At 66.1% G+C, this 24,165-nt stretch carries 17 protein-coding genes; 8 read left to right on the plus strand and 9 right to left on the minus strand.

Translation table 11 applies throughout. From position 1 onward, the window contains the following. The first annotated feature begins 113 nt into the window (after positions 1–113). Positions 114–3,554 (plus strand): class I SAM-dependent DNA methyltransferase, encoded by a 3,441-nt coding sequence (locus AC6RIC_RS24065; RefSeq protein WP_499734229.1) that lies wholly within the window; start codon positions 114–116, stop codon positions 3,552–3,554. A 46-nt stretch (positions 3,555–3,600) separates the two neighbouring features. Here AC6RIC_RS24065 and AC6RIC_RS24070 read toward each other — a convergent pair whose 3' ends face one another. After that, positions 3,601–4,854 (minus strand): TIGR03862 family flavoprotein, encoded by a 1,254-nt coding sequence (locus AC6RIC_RS24070; RefSeq protein ID WP_454658467.1) that lies wholly within the window; start codon positions 4,852–4,854, stop codon positions 3,601–3,603. A 186-nt stretch (positions 4,855–5,040) separates the two neighbouring features. Here AC6RIC_RS24070 and AC6RIC_RS24075 point away from each other — a divergent pair, with 186 nt between their 5' ends. Next, a complete protein-coding gene (locus AC6RIC_RS24075; protein ID WP_257734905.1) occupies positions 5,041–5,361 on the plus strand; it encodes a YnfA family protein in 321 nt (106 codons plus the stop codon). Between the two features lie 9 nt (positions 5,362–5,370). On the opposite strand, the gene AC6RIC_RS24080 is transcribed toward AC6RIC_RS24075, so the two are convergent. The 7 genes from AC6RIC_RS24080 to AC6RIC_RS24110 form a co-directional block, all read right to left on the minus strand. Continuing rightward, the gene (locus AC6RIC_RS24080; RefSeq protein ID WP_499734230.1) at positions 5,371–7,098 is read right to left on the minus strand and encodes a Na/Pi cotransporter family protein; all 1,728 of its coding nucleotides are present in this window, start codon (positions 7,096–7,098) and stop codon (positions 5,371–5,373) included. A 157-nt stretch (positions 7,099–7,255) separates the two neighbouring features. After that, on the minus strand, positions 7,256–8,323 hold the full coding sequence (locus AC6RIC_RS24085) for an ABC transporter ATP-binding protein (protein ID WP_499734231.1): 1,068 nt from the start codon (positions 8,321–8,323) through the stop codon (positions 7,256–7,258). Then, the gene (locus tag AC6RIC_RS24090) at positions 8,320–10,536 is read right to left on the minus strand and encodes an ABC transporter permease (RefSeq protein ID WP_454658471.1); all 2,217 of its coding nucleotides are present in this window, start codon (positions 10,534–10,536) and stop codon (positions 8,320–8,322) included. Before AC6RIC_RS24090 ends, AC6RIC_RS24085 begins: the two co-directional genes overlap by 4 nt. A 232-nt stretch (positions 10,537–10,768) precedes the next feature. Continuing rightward, a complete protein-coding gene (locus AC6RIC_RS24095) occupies positions 10,769–11,806 on the minus strand; it encodes an ABC transporter substrate-binding protein (protein ID WP_454658472.1) in 1,038 nt (345 codons plus the stop codon). 91 nt (positions 11,807–11,897) lie between these two features. Continuing rightward, positions 11,898–12,680, minus strand: a complete 783-nt coding sequence (locus AC6RIC_RS24100) for an inositol monophosphatase family protein (protein WP_499734232.1) — start codon at positions 12,678–12,680, stop codon at positions 11,898–11,900. After that, positions 12,680–13,690 carry an inositol 2-dehydrogenase gene (gene iolG / locus AC6RIC_RS24105; protein ID WP_499734233.1) on the minus strand — a complete coding sequence of 337 codons (1,011 nt, stop codon included), beginning with the start codon at positions 13,688–13,690 and terminating at the stop codon, positions 12,680–12,682. The genes AC6RIC_RS24100 and iolG overlap by 1 nt, the downstream gene beginning before the upstream one ends. Positions 13,691–13,750: 60 nt before the next feature. Next, positions 13,751–14,551, minus strand: coding sequence for an SDR family oxidoreductase (locus tag AC6RIC_RS24110; protein ID WP_499734234.1), 801 nt, complete (start codon positions 14,549–14,551; stop codon positions 13,751–13,753). Between the two features lie 453 nt (positions 14,552–15,004). On the opposite strand from AC6RIC_RS24110, the gene AC6RIC_RS24115 reads away from it, so the two are divergent. From AC6RIC_RS24115 to AC6RIC_RS24130, 4 genes are all read left to right on the plus strand, one after another. Next, complete coding sequence (locus AC6RIC_RS24115) at positions 15,005–16,792, plus strand: peptide ABC transporter substrate-binding protein (RefSeq protein WP_454658476.1); 1,788 nt, start codon at positions 15,005–15,007, stop codon at positions 16,790–16,792. 146 nt (positions 16,793–16,938) lie between these two features. Further along, positions 16,939–17,898 (plus strand): ABC transporter permease, encoded by a 960-nt coding sequence (locus AC6RIC_RS24120; protein WP_454658477.1) that lies wholly within the window; start codon positions 16,939–16,941, stop codon positions 17,896–17,898. Next, positions 17,864–18,805, plus strand: coding sequence for an ABC transporter permease (locus AC6RIC_RS24125; protein ID WP_454658478.1), 942 nt, complete (start codon positions 17,864–17,866; stop codon positions 18,803–18,805). The genes AC6RIC_RS24120 and AC6RIC_RS24125 overlap by 35 nt, the downstream gene beginning before the upstream one ends. Positions 18,806–18,823: 18 nt before the next feature. Further along, entirely contained in the window at positions 18,824–20,674 is a 1,851-nt protein-coding gene (locus tag AC6RIC_RS24130; RefSeq protein ID WP_454658479.1) for an ABC transporter ATP-binding protein, read from the plus strand. Positions 20,675–20,772: 98 nt separating this feature from the next. On the opposite strand, the gene AC6RIC_RS24135 is transcribed toward AC6RIC_RS24130, so the two are convergent. Next, positions 20,773–21,690: a LysR family transcriptional regulator ArgP gene (locus tag AC6RIC_RS24135; RefSeq protein ID WP_499734235.1), complete on the minus strand. Its 918-nt coding sequence runs from the start codon at positions 21,688–21,690 to the stop codon at positions 20,773–20,775. A 68-nt stretch (positions 21,691–21,758) separates the two neighbouring features. On the opposite strand from AC6RIC_RS24135, the gene AC6RIC_RS24140 reads away from it, so the two are divergent. Further along, positions 21,759–22,385: a LysE/ArgO family amino acid transporter gene (locus tag AC6RIC_RS24140; RefSeq protein WP_499734236.1), complete on the plus strand. Its 627-nt coding sequence runs from the start codon at positions 21,759–21,761 to the stop codon at positions 22,383–22,385. A 688-nt stretch (positions 22,386–23,073) separates the two neighbouring features. After that, positions 23,074–24,156 (plus strand): YeiH family protein, encoded by a 1,083-nt coding sequence (locus AC6RIC_RS24145; RefSeq protein ID WP_499734237.1) that lies wholly within the window; start codon positions 23,074–23,076, stop codon positions 24,154–24,156. Positions 24,157–24,165: the final 9 nt, after the last annotated feature.

The raw sequence follows: 24,165 nt of genomic DNA on the forward strand, positions 1-24,165 counted from the left end.
ATGCGAGGGGGCGCAGCGCTCTGCCGCCATGATTGGTGACAGGAGTTGACAGGGTGACGTAACGCAACTTTAAGTTGTGTAAACTAGATCAAAACAACCTGTGGAGATGGGCCATGTCGGGGGGCGGGTCCGAGGCGGCGGCGGTCGAGGCCTTCATCGCCCGCTGGCGCCTCTCGGAAGGTGCGGAGCGGGCGGCCTATGCGCAGTTCCTCAGCGAATTCTGCCGGCTGATCGGCATCGAGCCGCCGCAGCCGCCGACCAGCGATTCCGGCGCCGTGACCTATCGCTTCGAATACCCCGTGCGCTTTCCGGATGGGCAAGGCGGACACAGCACCGGGCGCATCGACCTCTACCGGAAGGGCGCCTTCGTCCTCGAAGCGAAGCAGAGCCGCCTCAAGGGACAGGCCAAGGAGGTACTGCCGGCGCAGGGCGCCCTGCCCTTCGCGGAGCCGGCCGGACCGCGCGGCCGGCGCGGGGCCGATCGCGCCTGGGACGTATTGATGCTCAATGCCCGCCGCCAGGCGGAGGACTATGCCAAGGCGCTGCCGGCGAGCCATGGCTGGCCGCCCTTCCTGATCGTCTGCGATGTCGGGCATTGCTTCGAATTCTACGCGGACTTCACCGGGCAGGGTAAGAACTACGTCCAGTTTCCGGATCGCCAGAGCTACCGCGTCTATCTCGACGACCTGCGCGATGCCGCCTTGCGCCAGCGCCTCGCGACGATCTGGAGCGAGCCGTTCTCGCTCGATCCCGCCCGCCATGCGGCCCGTGTCACCCGCGCCATCGCCGAGCGGCTGGCTGCGGTCTCGAAGGTGCTGGAGCGCGAACACGATCCCGAAGAGGTGGCGCTTTTCCTGATGCGCTGCCTGTTCACGATGTTCGCCGAGGATGTCGGGCTGATCCGCAAGGATGCTTTCAAGGCCCTACTGCGGGACTGCCGCGACGCGCCGGATTCCTTCCTGCCGCTGGTCTCGGAACTGTGGCAGGCGATGGACAAGGGCGCCTATTCCACCTCCGTGCGCGAGCGGATGAAACGCTTCAACGGCAAGCTCTACGAGGATGCGCAGGTCTTCCCGCTCGGGCGCGAGGAGATCGGCGAATTACTGGCCGCGGCCGAGCATGACTGGAAGGAGGTCGAGCCGGCGATCTTCGGCACCTTGCTGGAGCAGGCGCTCGACCCGCAGGAACGGGCACGCCTTGGCGCGCATTACACGCCGCGCGCCTATGTCGAGCAACTCGTCGTCGAGACGGTGATCGGGCCGCTGCGCGAAGACTGGCGCGCGGTTCTGGGCGCCGCTCAGCAAGCCCGCGACAGCGGCGACGCGCGAAAGGCACTGGCGCTGGTCGAGGATTTTCACGAGGCGCTTTGCACGACGCGGATTCTCGATCCTGCCTGCGGGACGGGAAATTTCCTTCATGTTTCACAAGAGCTTATGAAGAAACTGGAAGGCGAGGTGCTCGATGCCGCCGGCGAACTCGGCCGCAACGAGGAGCTCTCCGGTTTCGCCGCGCATCAGGTCGGGCCGCACCAGTTCCTGGGCATGGAGACCAATCGCCGGGCGGTGGCCATCGCCGACCTCGTGCTCTGGATCGGCCATCTGCAATGGCATTTCCGCACCCGCCCCCACGCGCCGCGCGAGCCGATCCTCGAAAAGCTCGACCATATCTACAAGCGGGACGCGGTGCTGAGCTGGGATGGCTGGCCGATCCCGCATTGGCGTGACGGCCGGGAGATCCTGCCGAACCCGCACAGGCCGAGCTGGCCGGAGGCCGAGTTCATCGTCGGAAATCCGCCCTTCATCGGCGGGAAGGACCTGCGCGCCCGGCTCGGGGCCGCCTATGTCGAGGCGCTCTGGGCGGCACATCCGCAAATGAACGAGAGCGCCGATCTCGTGATGTACTGGTGGGACCGCTCCGCCGAGTTGCTGACGCAGCCGGGCACGCACCTGCGCCGCTTCGGCTTCGTCACGACGAACTCGATCACGCAGCTCTTCCAGCGTCGGACGGTCGAGCGGCACCTCGCCGGCAAGCGGCCGCTCTCGATCGTCATGGCGATTCCCGACCATCCCTGGACGAAGGCCGAGCGGGACAGCGCCGCCGTCCGGATCGCGATGACGGTCGCGCGGGCTGGATCCCATGACGGCAAGCTCTGCTCGGTCCTGTCCGAAACCAGGCTCGACACCGACCAGCCCCAGATCGAACTCGGCGTCAGCGAGGGGCGGATCAATTCCGACCTGACGATCGGCGTGGACATGACCCAGGCTGCGCCTTTGCGGAGCAATCACGGGCTCTGCTCGCCCGGCGTGAAGCTGCACGGCGCGGGCTTCATCGTGATGCCTGCCGAAGCACAGGCTCTCGGCCTCGGCCTCCGGAAGGGCCTGGACAATCATGTCCGCGAGTATCGCAACGGGCGTGACCTGACGGCGCGCTCGCGTGACATGATGGTCATCGACCTGTTCGGTCTCGCTGCGGAAGAGGTTCGCGACCGATTCCCGGAAGTCTATCAGTACCTCAAACGGACGGTGAAGGAGGAAAAGGACGGCAACGGAAAACTCATCGGCCGGGATGCAAACCGGCGCGAAAGCTACCGCGAACTCTGGTGGGTTTTCGGCGAACCGCGACGCGAGCTGCGCCCAGCCCTCGCTCCGCTTCAGCGCTACATCGCCACGGTTGAAACCGCCAAGCACCGCGTCTTCCAGTTCCTCGATGCTGCGATCCTGCCTGACAACAAGATCCTGGCGATCGCTCTCTCGGACGCTCATACGCTCGGCGTCCTGTCCTCCCGCATTCATGAAACCTGGTATCTGGCCAGCGCCGGAAAACGCGGCGTCTACGAACGCGATGCGGTCTATGTGAAGTCCCGCTGCTTCGACCCGTTTCCTTTCCCCGATGCGACCGAGCACCAGCGGGAAGCCATCCGCCGCGCGGCGGAGGCACTAGACGCCATACGCAAGCAGGTCTTGCTGGAACACCCCGGCCTGACACTGACCAAGCTTTACAATGTGCGCGAGGCGCTCCTTGCCGGATACGCGCTAAAGGCCACGGAAGTGGATATACGCGACCGCGGTTTGGTGATGATCATCGACGAACATCACGAAGCGCTCGATGCCGCCGTCGCCGCCGCCTATGGCTGGCCGGCCGATCTCGGCGAGGAGGAGATCCTGGCCCGGCTCGTCGCGCTCAACCGGCAGCGCGCTCAGGAGGAAACGCAGGGCCTGATCCGCTGGCTCAGGCCCGATTATCAGCGGCCGCGCTTCGGCGCCCCGGCGAGAACCGGCGAGCAGCTCGACGCGCTGCTGCCGGAGCCGCTATCGGCCCTCGTCAGCAAGCCTGTCTTTCCGGCCGAGGCGGTGGAACGCGTCGCAGCCGTGCTCGCCGCGCTGGCGCCGGCCGCGACGCCGATCGATGCACGGACGATCGCGGCGCACTTCCGCCAGGGCCTCAAGGTCGAGCGCGCGATACGCGACATCCTGATCTCGCTGGCGCGTGTCGGAGAAATCTCGACCGTGGATGGCGGACACAGCTTCGCGCGCCGTTTGACCGGCACGGGGTGATCGGGGGCACGCCGGTTCCTTGCGCTCGCGTCGATTGCGGCCTGCGTCACCCGTGTGCGAGCCAGGCGTCGATTCCGGCTGCCGCGGCGGTTCCGGTGGCGAAGCTCGCCTGCAGGAGGTACCCCCCGGTCGGCGCCTCCCAGTCCAGCATCTCGCCGGCCGCGAAGACGCCCGGCAGGCGCTTCAGCATGAAGCCTGCGTCGACCTCGTTGCGCGCAATGCCGCCTGCCGTCGAGATGGCGCGCGCGATCGGCATGGGGGCTTCGAGCCGCAGCGGCGCCGCCTTGATCAGTGCCGCGAGCGCATCCGGTCCGTCCGGAAGAGCCGCACCGGCCGCATCGCGCAGCAGGGCAATCGCGGCCGGGGCCAGCCCCGCCGCCTTGCGCAGATGATTGCTCAGCGTCTCGCCCTTGCGACGCTTCGCCAGGCGGGCGGCGAGTTCCGGCACGGAGAGATCGGGGCGGAGGTCGACTTCAAGCGCGGCAGCGCCGTCGCGCCGGATCGCCTCGCGGATCGGCGCCGACAGCGCGTAGACCGCTCCGCCCTCGATGCCGCCGGCATCGATCATCGCCTCGCCGGCCGCCTCCTCGCCCGCGCAACGGAGCACGATCCGCTTCAGCGGCTGGCCGGCGAAGCGCTCCTTCATCACGGGCGACCAGGCAACCGTGAAGCCGCCATTGGCCGGCCCGAGCGGCGAGACCGTGACGCCGCGCTCCGCCAGCAGAGGCACCCAGCCGCCATCGGAACCGAGCCGCGCCCAGCTCGCGCCGCCGAGCGCCAGCAGCGTGGCATCGGGACGAACGGTTTCGACTTCGCCGGTGGCCACACGAAATGTCAGGGCGCCGCCGGCATCCCAGCCCGTCCAAAGCCTGCCCGAGGCCAGCTTGACTCCCAGCGCATCGAGCCGGCCGAGCCAGGCGCGCAGCAGCGGCGAAGCCTTCATCGCGCGGGGGAAGATGCGGCCGCTGGAGCCGATGAAGCTGTCAGCTCCGAGCCCGTCCGCCCAGTCGCGCAGCGCCTGCGGCGGGAAGGCTCGCAGGGCCGGCTCGAGCCAGTCGCCCGCTTCGCGGTAGCGGCGGAGAAAAACGTCGAACGCTTCGGAATGGGTGAGGTTCAGGCCGCCGCGCCCGGCGAGGAGGAACTTGCGGGCGGGTGAGGCCATGCGCTCGTAGATCGTGACGCGGTGCCCGGCGCCGGCCAGCCGCTCGGCCGCGATCAGCCCGGCCGGGCCGGCACCGATGATGGCGATGTTGCGTATCGGCTTTTCCACCGCGGCCCTGTCTTGTTCTGGGCACGTCATCCCGGGCGCAGCAAAGCGAAGACCCGGGATCCATGCCTGAAGCGTCCCTGGAGATGCTCCGGCATGGCTCCCGGATCGGCGCCGCTGACGCGGCTTGTCCGGGATGACGGCGCGTTTCCGTTCGAAGGCTTACCGCTTTAGACTGGCTCCCTCGCCTCGGAAAGCCCGTAACGGATATCGATTTCCATGCCGACCATCGCCGCCTATATCGGCGCCGCGCTCTTCGAGATCGCCGGCTGCTTCGCCTTCTGGGGCTGGCTCCGGCTCGGCAAGCCGATCTGGTGGCTGCTGCCGGGCCTCGTCTCGCTCGGGCTTTTCGCCTGGCTCCTGACGCTGGTCGAGAGCGCGGCGGCGGGCCGCGCCTTCGCGGCCTATGGCGGGGTCTATATCGCCGCCTCGCTCGGCTGGCTCTGGGCGGTCGAGGGCATCAGGCCGGATCGCTGGGACCTGACCGGCGGCGCCATCTGCCTCGTGGGCGCCGCGATCATCCTGGCGGCGCCACGCTGAGGATGGCCCTCAGCCGCCGGAATGCGCGGCGGGGATGAGCACGGCCGGCATCTCGCGCTGCGCAGCCGCTGCCTTGGTGTCGCGCAAGCGGCTTTCACGCAATTCGTTGGCGCTCTCCAGGATCGGGTAGGCGATCGAGACGATATGGCCGTGGATGCGCTTGAGGTCGCGGATGATGTCGAGATGGATCGCGCTGGTCTCGATCGATTCCGCCCGACCCGAACGCAGGCGCTGGAAATGGCTGTCGGTGGCACGCCGCTCGGCGTCGCGCATCGCCGCCTTGTCGGCGAAGAGCTGACGGGCGAGTTCGAGATCGCGCGTCGCGAAGACGTTGAGCGCCAGCGCCAGCGCCGAGGCGACGCGGTGATGGAAATCGCGGATCTCGGCCAAACCCTCTGGCGAGAAGGAATAGCGCTTGCGGATCTTCTTCTCGGCGAGCTCGCGCAGGTTCTTGTCGATGACGTCGCCGATATGCTCGAGATTGGTGATCAGCGTGATGATCTCGAACAGGCGCCGGCTCTCCTCCTCGGACAATTCGTTGCGGGAGACCTTGACCAGATAGAGCTTGATCGACTCGTGGATGGTGTCGACGCCGTCATCAGCCTGGGCGATGGCTCGGGAGAGCTTGAGTTCGTCCTTCTCCAGCAGCGTCATGGTATCGCGCAGCATGCCCTCGACGCGGTCGCCGAGGCGCAGAGCCTCGCGCATCGCCCCCGCAAGCGCCTCGGTCGGGCTGTCGAGCGCGTTCGGGTCGAGATAGCGCGGCGTCACGGCCTCCGCCTTCTCCTCCTTGCCGGGCATGAAGCGCTCGACCAGCGCCGAGACCGGACCGACGAAGGGCAGGAAGACCAGCGCGCCGACGACGTTGAGCATGACGTGGAATTCGATCGCGAGCCTTGCATCCGCCGAGGGCAGACTGACGAGCCAGGCCGAAAGCGGGCCGACGAAGGGCAGCACGGCAAGCGCCAGGATCAGGCGCGTGACGAGATTGCCGACAGCGGCGCGCCTCTGGGCGGCGGGCGCGCCGAGCTGGTCGAGCACCGGGATCAGCGCATTGCCGAGATTGGCACCGATGACCAGTGTCAGCGCCGTCGCGGGCGGGAACAGGCCGGATGCCGCGAAGGTGGCGACAAGCAGGATGATCGCGATCGAGGAATGCACGATCCAGGTCGCGGCGATGGCCGCGAGGATGCCGAGCAGCGGCTCCGAGCCCATGGCCGTGAGGACGAGGCGAAAGGTCGGCGACTGCGCGAGCGGCGCGGCGGCGGCGTTCAGCTCGATCAGCGAGAGCAGGATCAGGCCGATACCGACCAGCACGCGGCCGATATTGCGCGGCCGCTCCATCGCCTCGCTGGAGAGATACAACGCGACGCCGACGGCGACGCAGAGCCCCCAGAGCCAGCCGATATCCATCGAGATGACGAAGGCCGCGAGCGCCGTGCCGAGATTGGCGCCGAGCAGCACCGCGAGCGCCATCGCCGGCACGATCAGCGCCTGACCGGCGAAGGAGGAGACGAGCAATGTCGTCGCCGTCGAGCTCTGCAGCACCATGGTCACGGCGACGCCGCTGCCGAAGGCGGCGAAGCGATTGCGCGTGAAACTCTGCAGCGCCTGCCTGAGTTGCGAGCCGAAGGCGCGCATCGCGCCGGTTCGCACCAGCCTGACCGCCCAGATCAGCAGCGCGACGCCGCCGACGAGATGGATCAGGATGGTGGTTGCGCTCTCGCCCGTGGCCATTTTCGTGTGGTCTTCCCCGATTCAGGTGACGATCGTCAGCCAAATCTATCAATTTTTGATTAGCCAACTCAACAGAAATACACGCCGAAAGTGCTGATAATTGGGCAGCACTTTCGGCCTTGCGGAGATGTGGACGAATAGCGGGTTCCGGCGCCGATCAGGCCGGCGGAATCAGCGTGACGCCCTTGTTCGCGAAGGAAACGGAGACCGGGCTGCCGGGCGCCAGCATCTCGCGCCCGCCATACTGCACCACGAAGAGCTCGCCGACTTCGGTCTCGACCATGACGTCGAGGTGATTGCCGAGATAGGCGCATTTACGGATCGTGCCGGGCAGCGAACCGCCCTGCCCCGGCTCGCCCAGCAGCAGCGCCTCCGGCCGGATCGCGACCTTGGCCGGGCCGACACCGAGACCGCGCGCCGGCAGGCTGACCGTGGCGGAGCCGATCGCGACATCGGCGCGGCCGTCAGCCGCCGCCTTCACGGTGACGTCGACCAGATTGGCGTCGCCGATGAAATCGGCGACGAAGGCGTTCGAGGGCTGCTCGTAGAGGTCGCGCGGGGCGCCTTCCTGCGCGATCCGGGCGTTCGACATCACGATGATGCGGTCGGAGACGGCGAGCGCCTCCTCCTGATCGTGGGTCACATAGGCCACGGTCAGGTTGAGGTCCTGCTGCAATTCGCGGATTTCCTCGCGGACGCGGCGGCGCAGCTTGGCGTCGAGATTGGAGAGCGGCTCGTCGAAGAGCAGCACCTGCGGCTCCAGCACCAGCGCACGGGCGACCGCGACGCGCTGCTGCTGGCCGCCCGAGAGCTCGGACGGGTAGCGGTTCTCGAAGCCCTTGAGGCCGACCAGCGCCAGCTTCTCCAGCGCCATCTGCTTCGCCTGCTCCTTGCCGAGGCCCTTCACCGTCGGGCCATAGGCGGCATTGTCGAGTACGCTCATATGCGGGAACAGCGCGTACGACTGGAACACCATCGAGACGTCGCGGTCGGCGGCCGAGAGCTTGGTGACGTCCCTGCCGCCGATCAGGATCTGGCCTTCGCTGGCGATCTCGAGGCCCGCGATCATGCGCAAGGTCGTGGTCTTGCCGCAGCCGGAGGGGCCGAGCAGGGTGACCAGCTTGCCGGCCTCGATGGTGAAGTTGATGTTGTCGACCGCCGTCACCGCGCCGTAGCGCATGGAGACGTTGCGGAATTCGACGGATGCAGGCCCGGCCTTCGTCAACTTGCTGCTCCCTGACTGATGGGGTTGGACACCGAGCTGGAGAGCGCGACGACCTTGCGCCGGCCGAGCTTGCGCTCGCCGACGAGGAACTGGATGAGGGCGATGCCCAGCGCCATGAAGACGATCAGCACCGAGGAATAGGCGATGGCGAGGCCGAACTCGCCGGCCTCGACGCGCCCGACGATATAGGCGGTGGAGAGGTTGTACTCGGCCGAAACCAGGAAGATCACGGCGCTGACCGCCGTCATCGAGCGCACGAACGAGTAGACGAGAGCCGAAACCAGCGCCGGCTTGAGCAGCGGCAGCACGACGCGCCAGAGCGTGGTGAAGCTGCGGGCGCGCAGCGTCGTCGAGGCCTCGTCCAGGCTCTTGTCGATCTGCGAGAGCCCGGCGATGCCGGAGCGCACGCCGACCGGCATGTTGCGGAAGACGAAGGCGATGACGAGGATCAGGCCGGTGCCGGTGATCTCGACCGGCGGCACGTTGAAGGCGAGGATATAGGCGACGCCGAGCACCGTGCCGGGAATGGCGAAGGACAGCATCGTCGCGAATTCCAGCCCGGCCCGGCCGCTGAAGCGCTGGCGCGTCAACAGATAGGCGGTGAGCAGGCCGATCACCGCCGTCAGCGGGGCCGAGATCGCGGCGACCTTCACCGTGGTGAAGAAGGACGGCCAGGCCGAGCCCTGGAAATAGATGCCGTTGCTGAAGTCGATGGCGAAGCCGGTGAGATAGTGCTGCAGCGTCGGCGTGAAGTCGCGGCCCATGTTGCGGACGAAGCCGCCGACCAGGATGACGATGTAGATCACCACGGTCAGCGCGACCCAGGGCACGATCACGAGTGCCGAGAGCCAGGTGATGCGGCGCGGCAGCGGCGTCGGCAGGCCGGCATCGCCCTTGCCGGTGACGGTCGTGTAGGACTTGTCCCCGAGCCAGCGCTGCTGCACCCAGAAGGCGCCGAGCGTGAAGGCGAGCAGCACGATGGCGAGCACCGCCGCCTGCCCCTGATTGTAGGAGGCGCCGACCACCGCGAAGAAGATCTTGGTCGAGAGCACCTCGAAATTGCCGCCGAGCACGAGCGGGTTGCCGAAATCGGCCATGCTCTCGACGAAGCCGAGCAGGAAGGCGTTGGCGATGCCGGGCCGGAGCAGCGGCCAGGTAACGGTGCGGAAGGTCTGCCAGCGCTTGGCGCCGAGCGTCTGCGAGGCCTCCTCCAGGCTGGGCGAGATGCCCTGCACGACGCCGATCAGCACCAGGAAGGCAATCGGCGCGAAGGCCAGCACCTGCGCCAGCAAGACGCCGGGCAGGCCGTAGAGCCAGCGCGAACGCGGGATGTCGAACCATTCGTAGAGCAGCGTCGAGACGGCACCGGCGCGGCCGAAGAGCAGGATCAGCGCGAGGCCGATGACGAAGGGCGGGGTGATGATCGGCAGCACGGTCAGCGCGCGCATGACGCGCTTGCCGGGCATGCCGGTGCGCAGGATGAGGAGCGCGCAGGCGAGGCCGAGCAAGGTGGTGATCACACCGCAGAGCACGGCCAGGATCAGCGTGTTCCAGGCAACGCCGCAATTGACGTTGGCGCTGAGACAGCCCAGCCCCCAGATCGAGGAATCGAAGAAGCGAGCGATGAAGGCCGAGGGCGCGAAGGCGCCGTTCTGGTCGACCAGCGCACTCTTCAGGATGATCGCGACCGGGAAGAAGATGAAGATGCCGATCAGCAGGACGACGAGGCCGATCGTCGAAGTCGTGAAGAGGTCGCCGCGGCAGACGCCGCGATAGGCGAGGCCGTGGCAGAGCAGGAAGAGCAGCGACAGAAGCGTCAGGAAGGCGCCGCCGCCGATGCCGCGCTGGGAAGCCCCGGCGCCGCCGAGCAGAGCGGCCAGCCAGGAGATGCCCTGGTCCTTCAGCACGATCGAGAAGGCCTGGGCGAAGAACAGCGCCATGCCGAGGAGGCCGGCCCAGAGCAGCACCGTCGCCGTGCGCTGACGGTCGGCACTGCCCCAGAACAGCGTCGCAGCCGCGAGCGCTATGCCGACCGGCAGGAGCCAGGGCGTCTGGCCCGAGAGGGCGAGCGCCAGCGCGCTGCCGGCCTTGCCGAACGGGTACTCGGCAAGCCAGGCCCAGTTCGTCAGGCTCATGCCCTCGACGAGATACCAGGGCATCAGCGCATAGCCGAGCCAGCCGATCAGCAGCACGAGTCTCGTTGCTGGCGCCATGGTTGCCCTGTTCCCCTGTCGTAACGTGGTCCGGGGCCGGTTCGAGCCGGCCTTCGCGCTTCTGAATGTTATTTGTGAAATCCCGCTGCCGTCATCCCGGACGGAGCGAAGCGAAGATCCGGGATCCATCGTAGAGCGCAGCGCCCTTCGATGGATCCCGGGTCAAGCCCGGGATGACGGCAGAGGTTCGTGAACGAAACCGTTCGCCGTCACGGCCAGGGGCGACGCAGCCTTACTTCGGCAGCGCCTTGACTTCCTTGTCCCACTTGGCGAGCAGACGGGTGCGCTCGGCCGAGGAGCCGTATTTCACGAAGTCGTAGTTGATCAGCTTCATCTGATCCATCTTCGGCGACTGCGCCGGCACCGGCGAGGCCTTGTTCGAGGGAACCTGATAGGACTTCGCGGGAGCGGCCAGCGCCTGAGCGGCCGGGGTCAGCGCCCAGTCGTAGAACTTCTTGGCGTTGTCCAGGTTGCGCGCGCCCTTCACGATCGACATCGAACCGATCTCGTAGCCCGTGCCCTCGCAGGGCGCGACCGGCTTGATCGGGTCGCCCTGCACGGCGAAGACCACCGCGTCATGGATGAAAACGATGCCGACGGCGGTCTCGCCGAGGCTCGCGGCCTTGGCCGGCGCCGCACCCGACTTGGTGTACTGGCTGACGTTCTTGTGGAGAGCCTTGAGATATTCGAAGCCCTTGTCCTCGCCCATGAGCTGGATCACCGTCGCCAGCAGGTTATAGGCCGTGCCCGAGGAGTTGGGATCGGCGACCTGGACGTCGTCCTTCAGCTTGGCGTTGAGCAGGTCGGCCCAGCATTTCGGCTCGGGAATGCCCTTGGCCTTGATCTGCTCGGTGTTGAAGCCGAAGCCGAGCGCGCCGGCATAAATGCCGACCGAACGCTGCTTGGCGGCCTTCCACTGGTCGAGCGCCCAGCCATGCAGCTCCTTGTTCTTCGGCGATTCATATTCCTGGGTGAGTCCCTCCTCCGCCGCCTGGAGATGCGGATCGCCAGTGCCGCCCCACCAGATGTCCCCGCGCGGGTTGGAGGATTCGGCCTTGAGCTGGGCATAGATCTCGCCCGCCGACTTGCGGGTCATCGCGACCTTGACGCCGGTCTCCTTCTCGAAGGCCGTCGACATGGCGCGGCACCATTCTTCCTGGACACCGCAATACATGACCAGCGAGCCCTGAGCCCGGGCCGGAGTGGCGGCGATGGCCGCCGTGGCGAGCGCGGCGAAGAACCCCGCCTTGAGCCATGATTTCGTCTGCATGTGAACCTCCCTGTTCGGATCTTTCGCTTCTTGTTGCTTGAGACGAAGCTGAGATGAATTTTTGCGAAAGATCAATGGACTATCGTGCTGGCTAAAGGATGCCGGTGATCTCCCGGAGCGGCGCCGCCAGCGCCGGCGTGCAGCACAGGATCGGATTGCCCCTGGCGATTCCCTCGCCGGCAAAGAAATCATTGATATGGGCGCCTGCCTCACTGGCGATGACGATGCCGGCAGCGACGTCCCAGGCGTTGATGTGAAGCTCGCCATAGGCATCGCTCGAGCCATTGGCGACATGACAGAGGCCGAGCGTGCCCGAACCGCCCCGTTTCATCGCGGCGCCCGCCGCATAGCCACGCTCGATCACCTTGAGATAGCTCGCGGCCGGCATGCGGGTCGACCAGCCCAGCTCGACCGAAGAGCGAGCGATGTCGGTCGCGCCGGACACCTTGATAGGGTCACCGTTCAGGGTTGCACCGGCGCCGCGCCTGGAGGCATAGACCTCGCCGAGAGCGGGCGCCGCCACGACGCCGATCTCCGGCTTGCGGTCCGCGAGGAAGCCGATGGAGATGCACCAGTTGCGGTCGCCATGGGCGAAATTGGCGGTACCGTCGATCGGGTCGAGTATCCAGACCGCATCGGAGGCCTCGCCGCCGCCCTCCTCGCCGATGACCGTATCCTGCGGGAAGAGTTCAGACAGGCGGCGACGCAGGAAATCCTCGACCTTGCCGTCGGCGACGGTCAGCCAGTCCTGCGCGCCCTTCATGGTGATGCCGAGCGACTCGCGCCGGTTGAAATAGCCCAGCGCCAGATGGCTCGCCTCGGCGGCAAGTCCCAGCGCCGCGTAATAGCGCAGATCGCGCTCGGCCGGCGTCATCACTTGGCCCCCAGGTCGACGCGGACAGGCTTGCCGGTCTGCGCGGATTCCGTCGCGGCATCGGCGAGAATCTGCGCCTTCAGGCCGTCGAGCCCGGTCGGCGACGCGGCTGCCTTGCCGTTGCAGGCGGCGATGAAGGCGTCGAGCTCGGCGCGATAGGCCGCCGCATAGCGCTCCAGGAAGAAGTTCTGCACGGGATCGGCACGGAAGCCCTGCCCGGTCGCGATCTCGACCGTCGTCTCGTGAATATTGCCGGCGCGCAGCATGCCCTTGGAGCCATGGACCTCGATGCGCTGGTCATAGCCATAGGTGGCGCGGCGCGAATTCGAGATCTGGGCGATCCGCCCCGAGGCCGTCTTCATGATCACGGCAGCGGTATCGACGTCGCCGGCCTCGCCGATCGCCTTGTCGACGAGGGCGGAGCCCAGCGCGAAGACCTCGACCGGCTCCTCGGCGAGCAGGAAGCGCGCCATGTCGAAATCATGGATCATCATGTCGCGGAAGAGCCCGCCCGAACGCTTGACGTAATCGACCGGCGGCGGCGAGGGATCGCGCGAAATCACCGTGACGATCTCGATCGCGCCGGCCTCGCCAGCACGCAGGCGCTTCTCCAGCGCCGCGAAATTCGGATCGAAGCGGCGGTTGAAGCCGATCATCAGCGGCTTGCCGGATTTCTCGACGGTGGCGAGGCAGCGGCGGATGCGGGCGGCATCGAGATCGACCGGCTTCTCGCAGAATACGGCCTTGCCGGCCGAGACGGCCTGCTCGATCAGGTCGGCATGGGTGTCGGTCGGCGTGCAGATCAGCACGGCGTCGATCGCGGCGTCAGCGAGGATCGCCTCGGCGCTCACGGCCTTGGCGCCGGCAGCGGCGGCCAGCGAGGCGGCGGCCTCGGGCATTGCGTCGGTGACGGCGACGAGTTCGGCATCGCCGCGCGCGGCGACGTTCAGCCCGTGGATGCGCCCGATGCGGCCGGCGCCCAGCAATCCGATCTTCATGGTCTTCGTCATTCCCGTGGTCGCGTCTCGTCAGGCGGTCTTGCGGCCGGTACGCCGCCATGAAATCCGGCGCTAGTCGTGCGCGCCGAGAATGGTCTGGTCGAAATCGATGTTGGAGCCGGTCATCAATCCCGACTCGGCCGAAGCGAGATAGGCGACCGCCTTGGCGACCTCGCGCGGATCGATCAGACGACCGAAGGGCTGCGAGGCGTTGGCCTCCTCCAGCCAGCCGTCCTTGGCGTCGTGGCGCAGCTTCATGATCGCGTCCTCGCCCGGCGTCGCCATCCAGCCGATATTGAGGCCGTTGACGCGGATGCGGTGCTTCAGGAGGCCGTAAGCCGCATTCTTCGTCAACGCGGCCAAGGCCGCCTTCGAGACGCTGTAGGCGGAGAGGAAGGGCTGGCCGCCATGGGCCGACATCGACTGGATATTGACGATGGCGCCGGGGATATCCTGCCGGCGCATCAGATCGGCGGCATCCTGGATCAGGAAGAAGGGCGCGCGCAGGTTCACCGCCATGATGCGCTCGTAGAGCGCGGGCGAGGTGTCGAAGATCGTGCCACGATCGGTATCGCCGGCGGCGTTCACGAGGGTGTCGAGATGGCCGAAAGCCTTCTCGGCAGCCGGAACGACCTGTCGGACCGCATCGAGATCGGCGAGATCGACCTGATGGAAACGGGCATCGCAGCCGGCCGCCCGCAGGCTTTCCGCCACGGCCTCGCCGCGCGCCGCGTTACGCCCGGTCAGGAGAAGCCCGCGGGTGCCGCGCCCGGCGAATTCGCGGGCGATTGCCTCGCCCAGCCCCTGGCTGCCGCCGGTGACGATGGCAACCTTGCCGTGAAGATCACGGCCGAACGAACCGGCTTGCGACAACGACCCGCCTCCCGCAGCGAATGGCAGGAATTTTTTAGAGCTCCCGCTAGTTGGAATAAACATTCCATTTTTGGCATGGACGAGTCAAGACGATGCGGCACGTGCAGCGACGGCATCGTTGAAGAGACCACGCGGCCGTTCGCGCGTCAGGCGATCGAGCGGATTGCCGGAGCCTGACACGGCCGCAAGTCTGCCCGCGAGCGAAGCGTTCTCAACGGAAAGAAAACTGTCGTCTTCGCGCTCTCTCCGGCATAAAATTGTTACGATGCGGCGAAATCAGGCGCATTCATGCAAATGAAAGCCTTCTGGGAAGCCCCGCATCGCGACAGACGCGCATCTGCCCTGCGCTGCACAGTTGACGCTTTCGTTGGCACATGCCTTGCTGGCCCCATCAACGAGAACACGGTGCGAAGGCGCCGGGGATAAATTTTGTTTAAAATGTGGAGGCATTCGATGAAAGAGCAGGAAATCCGCGGCCTCGTCGCGGATGTGAAGGAAGGCACGCTGTCGCGTCGCTCCTTCATGCAGAAAATGGCGGCGGTCGGTATCGCCGCTCCGATCGCATCCCAGATTCTGATCTGGAACGACGTGGCGATGGCGAATGCCACGCTGCAGTACAAGCCGACCAAGGCCGGCGGCGGCGGCCCGCTGAAGATGCTGCTCTGGCAGGCTCCGACGCTGCTGAACCCGCATTTCGCCTCGGGCACCAAGGACCAGATCGCCTCGCGCATCTTCTATGAGCCGCTCGCCGGCTGGGACAAGGAAGGCAACCTGATCCCCTGCCTCGCGGCAGAAGTCCCGACCAAGGCCAATGGCGGTCTCTCGGCCGACGGCCTCAGCGTCACCTGGAAGATCAAGAAGGACGTGAAGTGGCATGACGGCAAGCCGCTGACTGCCGACGACGTCGTCTTCACATACGAATATGCCAAGGACCCGGCGACCGCCGCCTACACCACGGGCTCCTACAAGGACATCAAGGTCGAGAAGGTCGACAGCCACACCGTCAAGGTGATCTTCAGCCAGCCGACACCGTTCTGGGCCGATCCCTTCGTCGGCACGGTCGGCCAGATCATCCCGAAGCATCGCTTCGGCGACTATGTCGGCGCCAAGTCCCGCGAGGCCCCGGACAACCTCAAGCCCGTCGGCACCGGTCCCTACAAGTTCGTCGAGTTCAAGCCGGGCGACGTCCTCACCGGTACCCGCAACGAAGATTACCACATCAAGAACCAGCCGCATTTCGACACGATCGAGGTCAAGGGCGGCGGTGACGCGGTCTCCGCGGCCCGCGCCGTCCTGCAGACCGGCGAATACGACTATGCCTGGAACCTGCAGGTCGAGGACGAGGTCCTCAAGCGCATGGAGACCGGCGGTCGCGGCAAGATCAGCGCGGTTCCGGCTGGCGATATCGAGTTCATCATCCTGAACACGACCGATCCGTGGACCGAGGTCGATGGCGAGCGTTCGAGCGTCAAGACCAAGCACCCGACGCTGAGCGACCCCAAGGTCCGTCAGGCGATGAACCTGCTGATCGATCGCGATTCGATCGAGAAGTTCATCTACGGCCGCGGCGGTCGCGCCACGGCGAGCTTCGTCAACGAGCCCAAGCAGTTCAAGTCGACCAAGCTCAAGTATGAATTCAACATCGACAAGGCCAACAAGATCCTTGACGACGCCGGCTGGAAGAAGGGCTCGGACGGCATTCGCGAGAAGGACGGCAAGAAGCTCAAATACGTCTACCAGACCTCGATCAATGCCCCGCGCCAGAAGACCCAGGCCATCATCAAGCAGGCCTGCCAGCGCGCCGGCATCGACCTCGAGCTGAAGTCGGTCACCGCTTCGGTGTTCTTCTCGTCGGACGTCGCCAACCCCGACACCTACACCAAGCTGTATGTCGACATGGAGATGTACACCACGACGCAGCCGCAGCCCGATCCGGAGCGCTTCCTCAACCAGTTCACCTCGTGGGAGATCGCGACCAAGGAGAACAAGTGGCTGGGCCGCAACGTCTCGCGCTACTCCGATCCGGCTGCCGACGAGGCCTACAAGGCCGCGCAGAAGGAGCTCGACCCTGCCAAGCGCGCTGCGCTCCTGATCAAGGTCAACGAGATCTTCTGCGAAGCCAACGTCATCCTGCCGATCCTGTCGCGCACCCGCATCGCGGCCTCGTTGAACAACCTGTCGCATGATCACAGCGGCTGGGACGTCGACAGCTGGAACATCGCGGCTTGGTATCGTAGCTAAGCGCTCGATTCCCTTCACGGCGGCTTCGGCTGCGGTGAAGGGTGACACACGCGCCGGCCCGCTCCTGCGGCTAAACCAGCCATAGGGGCGGGCCGACCGTCATCAACATCAGTCCGCGGCCCCGCCGTGCGTACAGAGACTTTTTCATGGCGACATATCTCATCAGGCGGCTCTTGATCGCCATTCCAAGTTTGCTCGGCATCAGCGTGATCCTGTTCACGATCCTGGCGCTGGCACCGGGCGACCCGTTCTCGGAAATGGCAACCAATCCGAACGTTCCGCCTGAAGTACGCGAGGCGCTGCGCGCCAGCTTCGGCCTCAACGATCCCGTCATGGTGCGCTACCTGCGCTGGCTGTCCAACATGGTGCAGGGCGACTGGGGCTTCTCCTTCGCCAGCCGCATCAATGTCGACGACCTGATCCTGCAGCGCTTGCCGACGACGCTGTTCGTCGTGGGCTCATCGCAGATCCTGGCGCTGTGCGTTGCGCTACCTGTCGGCATCTATGCCGCGACGCGGCCCTATTCGGTCTTCGACCAGATCGCCAACACGCTCGCCTTCGTCGGCTTCTCCCTGCCGACCTTCTTCACCGGCCTGCTCTTCATCCTGGTCTTCTCGGTCACGCTCGACTGGTTCCCCTTCGTCTACCGCTCCGACATCGCCGCCACCGGCTGGCGCTGGTATTGGGAGATGTTCCGTCAGGCGATCATGCCGATCACCGTGCTCGGCCTGTTCCAGGCGGCCTCCTACACGCGCTATGTCCGTTCGGCCGTGCTCGACGTCATCCGGCTCGACTACGTCACCACGGCGCGCGCCAAGGGCCTGAGCGAGCGCAGGGTCACGCTGCGGCACATCACGCGCAACGCGCTGATCCCGGTCGTCACGCTGGTCGCGCTGCAGATGCCCGCCGTGTTCGGCGGCGCGCTTGTGACCGAGCAGATCTTTCGCGTTCCGGGCATCGGATCGCTGCTCATCGACGCGATCCTCGCCAACGACACTCCGGTCATCATGTCCGTGACGTTCGTGTTCTCCTGCCTGGTCGTCTTCTTCAACCTCATCGCGGATATTCTTTATGGCTGGCTCGACCCTCGCATCTCCTTCAGCTGATCCGGCTGCGGGCGCTGCCGTGAGCCAGGTTTCGGTCTCGCCCGGGCGCGAGACCTGGCGCCGCTTCCGCCGTCACCGCCTGGCCATGGCGAGCACCGTGGTGCTCGGCCTGCTGGTGCTGGGCGTCATCGTCGGCCCCTGGCTGTGGCCGGTGGCGATCAACGAGATCGACTTCTCGGCGCAGCTCCAGGGTCCCTCCTGGTCGCATCCGCTCGGAACCGACGATCTCGGCCAGGATATCCTGGCGCGGATGATGTATGGCGGGCGGATCTCGCTCGCCGTCGGCCTCGCGGCGATGGTGGTGGCGACGATCGTCGGCGTCCTGATCGGCGCGCTCGCCGGCATGTCGCGCAAATATGCCGATCCGATCCTGATGTGGGTGACGGATCTGTTCCTGTCGCTGCCGCAGCTGCCGCTGCTGCTGCTCATCATCTACCTGTTCCGCGAGCAGCTGAAGGCCATCTTCGGCGTCGAGGGCGGTGTGTTCGTGCTGATCGTCATCGTCATCGGCGGTCTGCGCTGGATGCCGGTGGCGCGCCTGGTGCGCGCCCAGTTCCTCTCGCTGCGCGAGAAGGAATTCGTGGAGGCGGCGCGCGCTCAGGGCGCGACCAAGATGCGCCAGATGTTCCGGCACATCCTGCCGAACGCGCTCGGCCCGGTCATCGTCGCCTCGACGATCGAGGTGTCCTCGGCGATCATCGCCGAATCGACGCTCTCCTTCCTTGGTCTCGGCTTCCCGCCGGATATCCCGACCTGGGGTCGCCTGCTGTTCGACGCCAAGGACCAGCTCGACACTGCCCCGCACTGGGCGCTGTTCCCAGGCGCCGCAATCTTCCTTACCGTGCTTTCGATCAACTTCATCGGCGATGGCCTGCGCGATGCGCTCGACCCGCGCCGTGTCATCTAAATCAGCGAAGGGCTAGGCATGACCTCTCCGATCCTGACCGTATCGAACCTGACCACCTCCTTCCGCGTGGAAGGCCAGTGGAAGTCGGTCGTCCGCAATCTCTCCTTCGACATCAAGCCGAAGGAGACGCTGGCCGTCGTCGGCGAATCCGGCTCCGGCAAGAGCGTGACCGCACTGTCGATCATGCGCCTGACCCCGCCGCAGTCGAGCAAGATCGAAGGCTCGATCAAGCTCAACGGCAAGGAACTCCTGACCCTGCCGGATGCGGATATGCGCCATATCCGCGGCAACGAGATCGCGATGATCTTCCAGGAGCCGATGACCTCGCTGAACCCGGTGCTGACCATCGGCTTCCAGATTGCGGAAGCGCTGATCCTGCATCGCGGCCTGTCGCGTTCGGAGGCCGAGGCCGAGACCATCCGCCTGCTGGAGAAGGTGCGCATCCCCGCCGCCAAGTCCCGCTTCCATGAGTATCCGCACCGCTTCTCGGGCGGCATGCGCCAGCGCGTGATGATCGCGATGGCGCTGGCCTGCAAGCCGAAGCTCCTGATCGCCGACGAGCCGACCACCGCGCTCGACGTGACCATCCAGGCGCAGACCCTCGAGCTGATCAAGACGCTGCAGGACGAGGAGGGCATGTCCGTCCTCTTCATCACCCACGACATGGGCGTCGTCGCCGAGATCGCCGACCGCACGGTCGTCATGTACAATGGCGACGAGGTCGAGACCGGCGCGACCGAGGACATCTTCGCCAGCCCGAAGAAGCCCTACACCAAGGCGCTGATCTCGGCCGTGCCGCGGCTCGGCTCGATGATCGGCAAGGGGCGCCCGATGCGCTTCCCGGTCGTCGACCGCAATACCGGCGAGTCCGACGTGCCGGTCGAGGTTCCGGACACCGTCAAGGCGGCCGAGCGTCCGGTGCTCGAGGTCGCCGGGCTGACCACGCGCTTCGAGATCCGCTCCGGGCTCCTCTCCTCGGTCAAGGGCCGGGTGCACGCGGTCGAGAACGTCTCCTTCAGCCTGATGGCCGGCGAGACGCTGGCGCTGGTCGGCGAGTCCGGCTGCGGCAAGTCGACCACCGGTCGCTCGGTGATGCGCCTGATCGAGCCGCTCGCCGGCTCGGTGCTGCTCGATGGCGTCGATGTGCTGAAGCTCAACCAGCATGACCTGCGCGAGCAGCGCAAGCGCATGCAGATGATCTTCCAGGACCCCTTCGCCTCGCTCAATCCGCGCATGAATGTCGGCACCGCCGTCGCCGAACCGCTGCTGATCAACAACCTCGCCACGCGCAACGAAGCGCGCGACAAGGTCGCCGACCTGCTCAAGCGCGTCGGCCTGCAGCCGGAGATGGCCAACCGCTTCCCGCACGAGTTCTCGGGCGGCCAGCGCCAGCGCATCTGCATCGCCCGTGCTCTCGCGGTCGAGCCGCGCCTGATCGTGGCGGACGAGGCGGTCTCGGCGCTCGACGTCTCGGTGAAGGCGCAGGTGGTCAACCTGATGCTCGACCTGCAGGCCCGCATGGGGCTGGGCTATCTCTTCATCTCGCACGACATGGCGGTGGTGGAGCGCGTCAGCCATCGCGTGGCGGTGATGTATCTCGGCGAGATCGTCGAGATCGGTCCGCGCGAGTCGATCTTCCAGAACCCGCAGCACCCCTACACCAAGCGCCTGCTGGCGGCGGTTCCGATCGCCGATCCGGCCCGGCGCCTGCAGAAGCGCCCGGTCTCGAACGACGAGATCAAGAGCCCCGTCCGTCCGGCCGACTACGTGCCGCCGGTGCGCCAGTATCGCGAGGTCTCGCCGGGCCATGCCGTGATGATCTGGGGCGAGGAATGGGAAAAGAAGGACCCGGCCGCGATCGCAGCCTGAGCCTTCCGAAGCCTGAAACGATCAGCCCGCGGCGCAAGCCGCGGGCTTTTTGTTGGGTTCGGGCTGCCAAGCGCGAGCCGTGACATTCGTTGCGCGGATCAGGCGGAGCCGGCCTGCACCTCAAGAGGGCGCAGCCGCTGTGCCGCCACCTGCCTGACAGCCCTGGTCATGGCGTCGAGAAGCTGCGTGTTCAGCCGCGTGCGCTGCCAGTTCAACGTTACCGCGATCCGACAGCGAGGCTGCAGTTCGATCAGGCGTCCCTGCGCGAGCAGCGGCTCGGCCATGCCGACCGGCGCCATCGACCAGCCCAGGCCTACGAGCGTCAGTTCAAGCATCCCGTGCGTCGAGGGCGCCCAATGCGTTGGCGGCAAGACGGTCTCGCCACAGGCCTCTCGCATCCAGCGGAACTGCAATTCGTCACGCCGATCGAACCGCAGCATGGGAGCCGACCGCAATTTCTGGACAGCGACCCCGTTCGCGAAATGCTCGGCATGCAATGCGGGACTTGCAACGGCAACGTAATCCAGGGCCCCCAACGGATGGATCTTGCAGCCCGCCACCGGCGCCAGGTCGGCACTGACCGCAGCCATGACCTCGCCGGTACGCAGCCTTTCAGCGGTGTGCGCTTCATCATCCAGCACCAACTCGAGCAGTGCGCCGCTTGCGGCCGTGAACTGCGCGGCGGCGAGCGGGAACCATGTGGCGAGGCTGTCGGAATTGACGGCGACCCGCAGCGTCGGCTTTTCGTCCCTCTGTCCGGCCAGGCCCTCCAGATCGCCCGAGATATCGGCCTCCAGCAGCCTGACGCGCTCGAAATGGGCGCAGAGCTTGGCACCGATGGGGGTCGCGAGGCACGGCGTTCCCCGCGTCAACAATGCAGCCCCAAGGCGCTCCTCCAGCCCCTTCACGCGCTGGGAGACCGCCGAGGGCGTGACGCCGAGGACGGCCGCCGCCTTGTCGAAACTGCCTTCGCGCAGAACCGCCGCGACGGCAGCGAGTGCTAGGTAGTCAAGCATTAGCCGCCCTAATTCCGTCTTAGAAATTTTAGTTAGACTACACCTCTTCACTACCGCATCAACCGGACATGGATACGGCTTTCCTCCCGGCCCTCTTCAAGGGCTTCATGCTTTCGGCTGGCCTGATCATGGCGATCGGCGCGCAGAACATGTTCGTGCTCAGGCAGGGGCTCAAGCGCGAGCACGTCTGGCCCATCGTGATGTTCTGCGCGGCGGCCGACGCCATGCTGATCGTCGCTGGCGTCAACGGGCTGGGCGCGCTGCTTTCGGCAATACCCGGTCTTTCGACGGCGCTGAGCCTTGGCGGAGCCGCCTTCCTGAGCTGGTACGGCTACGGCGCCCTGCGTCGCTCCATGGCCCCGTCGAGCCTGATCGTCGATCACCAGGCCGGCATCTCGCTCACGACGGCTCTCGCCAGCACGGCCGCTTTCACCTTCCTCAACCCTCATGTCTATATCGACACGGTCATGCTGATGGGCACGATCGGGACCAGCATCCCCGCGGACGAGCGGCCATGGTTCGTCATGGGCGCCGCAACGGCCAGCTTCGCCTGGTTCGCATCGCTCGGGTTTGGAGCGCGTTTCCTGGCCCCGCTCTTCGCGCGGCCGATCACCTGGCGGATGCTTGACCTGCTCATCGCTCTGATGATGGCGGCCTTGGCCGTCAGCCTGCTTCGGGACGTGTTCGTCGGCTGATCCAGCCTGCGCTCGGTACGGGCAATGGGCCGGAAGCGGACGCGTTGTTGCAGTGGCGTTGCCACAGCAATAACTTGCGGCGCAAAGGCGGGAGAAGCGTGTGGGCGCTACCAATTACATATTGTTCTCGTCGATCTGCGAGACTTGCCATTCGGCTCAAGAGCATCGTGCAAGATGCTCAACATGCGCCGATTTTGGCGGCTACGACGGAAATGATCGCCTGTGTGACCGAGAATATCGCATTGGTGATGTGATGGACTGGTACCCTAATCCCGAGTCCAGAGATACTTGGCCTGGAGATTATTCATTCGTCTCGGCGCTCGGAGCGGCAGGAAGCGTTTATGCAACGGAGGGATGTTATGGGGAGTGCACCTTCTGCCGCAGCAAATCTCGGTTCTATTTCTTGTTCAACAACCGTCGAATCATGAGATTGATCGGCAAAGAAAGCTGGGACTTGAATCTAAACTCGGTGGTTAGATCCTAGCTGCCAACGTCATTTATGGGTCGCTAGCAGACATCGCAATTGCTCTGCTGCGGAACAACCACGCAGTGGCCACCGAGAGGCTTGTCGTCGAAACTTCCCGGCAACGCACCTGACCGTTCGGCCAGATCGAACAGAGCGATCGGAACAATGCGATAGACAGCACATTCCTTCTCCGACTAGGTCGACGGAGAAGAAGGTTCTCCTATGACCACGCACGCCTCCGCACCCGTGCCCGCGCCGTCCAGCCCCCTGCTACGGGGCGCAGGACGCATCCTGCCCGGTCTGGGCCTGTGCGCAGGCATCAGCGCGCTGGCCTTCGCGCTGGAACATGTCGAAGCCCTCGCCACCGGCCGCGCCTGGCTCGAGGCCCTGGTGCTGGCGATCCTGCTCGGCACCGCCATCCGCTCGGTCTGGACACCGTCCGAGCGCTGGCGCCCGGGCATCGCCTTCTCGGCGAAAATGGTGCTGGAGATCGCCATCGTGCTCCTCGGCGCGTCCCTGAACGTGGCGATGATCATGGCCGCCGGACCTGCCCTGCTCGCCGGCATCGCGATGGTGGTGGCGATCGCGCTCGCCGTCAGCTTCCTGCTCGGCCGGGCGCTCGGGTTGCCGAAGCGCATGGCGGTCCTGGTCGCCTGCGGCAATTCGATCTGCGGCAACTCCGCCATCGCCGCCGTCGCGCCGGTCATCGGTGCGGATGGCAAGGATGTCGCCGCCTCCATCGCCTTCACCGCCGTGCTGGGCGTGCTCGTCGTGCTCGGGCTGCCCCTGCTCGTGCCGCTGCTGCGCCTGAGCGAGACCCAATATGGCGTTCTCGCGGGGCTGACCGTCTACGCCGTTCCGCAGGTCCTTGCCGCAACGGCCCCGGTTGCGGCGGCCAGCGTCCAGATCGGCACCCTCGTCAAGCTCGTCCGCGTCCTCATGCTGGGGCCCGTCGTGCTTGCGCTGTCCGTCTTCGGGCATCGGCTGCGGGAGGATTCGACCGAAGGCAACGCAAAGCCGGCGCCGCGGCGCCTGGCCGTCAACAAGCTCGTGCCCTGGTTCATCATCGCCTTCCTGGGCATGGCGGCGTTGCGCAGCCATGGCGTCATTCCAGAGGTCGCGCTCGCGCCCATCGCCAAGACCGCGACCATCCTCACCATCATCTCGATGGCAGCGCTGGGCCTCGGGGTCGATATCCGCGTCGTCGCCCGCGCCGGCGGGCGGGTCACTGCGGCGGTCACCCTGTCCCTGATCGCCCTGGCAGCCGTCAGCCTCGGTCTCATCCGGCTCCTGGGCATTGCCTGAAGCTTCGGC

The sequence above is a fragment of the Allobosea sp. TBD101 genome, from assembly GCF_059817965.1.

What these genes read in the sequence shown, in the direction of transcription:
- AC6RIC_RS24065 (WP_499734229.1), top strand. Translation starts at nt 114, where the DNA reads ATGTCGGGGGGCGGGTCCGAGGCGGCGGCGGTCGAGGCCTTCATCGCC.
- AC6RIC_RS24070 (WP_454658467.1), bottom strand. Translation starts at nt 4,854, where the DNA reads ATGACGTGCCCAGAACAAGACAGGGCCGCGGTGGAAAAGCCGATACGC.
- AC6RIC_RS24075 (WP_257734905.1), top strand. Translation starts at nt 5,041, where the DNA reads ATGCCGACCATCGCCGCCTATATCGGCGCCGCGCTCTTCGAGATCGCC.
- AC6RIC_RS24080 (WP_499734230.1), bottom strand. Translation starts at nt 7,098, where the DNA reads ATGGCCACGGGCGAGAGCGCAACCACCATCCTGATCCATCTCGTCGGC.
- AC6RIC_RS24090 (WP_454658471.1), bottom strand. Translation starts at nt 10,536, where the DNA reads ATGGCGCCAGCAACGAGACTCGTGCTGCTGATCGGCTGGCTCGGCTAT.
- AC6RIC_RS24095 (WP_454658472.1), bottom strand. Translation starts at nt 11,806, where the DNA reads ATGCAGACGAAATCATGGCTCAAGGCGGGGTTCTTCGCCGCGCTCGCC.
- AC6RIC_RS24100 (WP_499734232.1), bottom strand. Translation starts at nt 12,680, where the DNA reads ATGACGCCGGCCGAGCGCGATCTGCGCTATTACGCGGCGCTGGGACTT.
- iolG (WP_499734233.1), bottom strand. Translation starts at nt 13,690, where the DNA reads ATGACGAAGACCATGAAGATCGGATTGCTGGGCGCCGGCCGCATCGGG.
- AC6RIC_RS24115 (WP_454658476.1), top strand. Translation starts at nt 15,005, where the DNA reads ATGAAAGAGCAGGAAATCCGCGGCCTCGTCGCGGATGTGAAGGAAGGC.
- AC6RIC_RS24120 (WP_454658477.1), top strand. Translation starts at nt 16,939, where the DNA reads ATGGCGACATATCTCATCAGGCGGCTCTTGATCGCCATTCCAAGTTTG.
- AC6RIC_RS24125 (WP_454658478.1), top strand. Translation starts at nt 17,864, where the DNA reads ATGGCTGGCTCGACCCTCGCATCTCCTTCAGCTGATCCGGCTGCGGGC.
- AC6RIC_RS24130 (WP_454658479.1), top strand. Translation starts at nt 18,824, where the DNA reads ATGACCTCTCCGATCCTGACCGTATCGAACCTGACCACCTCCTTCCGC.
- AC6RIC_RS24135 (WP_499734235.1), bottom strand. Translation starts at nt 21,690, where the DNA reads ATGCTTGACTACCTAGCACTCGCTGCCGTCGCGGCGGTTCTGCGCGAA.
- AC6RIC_RS24140 (WP_499734236.1), top strand. Translation starts at nt 21,759, where the DNA reads ATGGATACGGCTTTCCTCCCGGCCCTCTTCAAGGGCTTCATGCTTTCG.
- AC6RIC_RS24145 (WP_499734237.1), top strand. Translation starts at nt 23,074, where the DNA reads ATGACCACGCACGCCTCCGCACCCGTGCCCGCGCCGTCCAGCCCCCTG.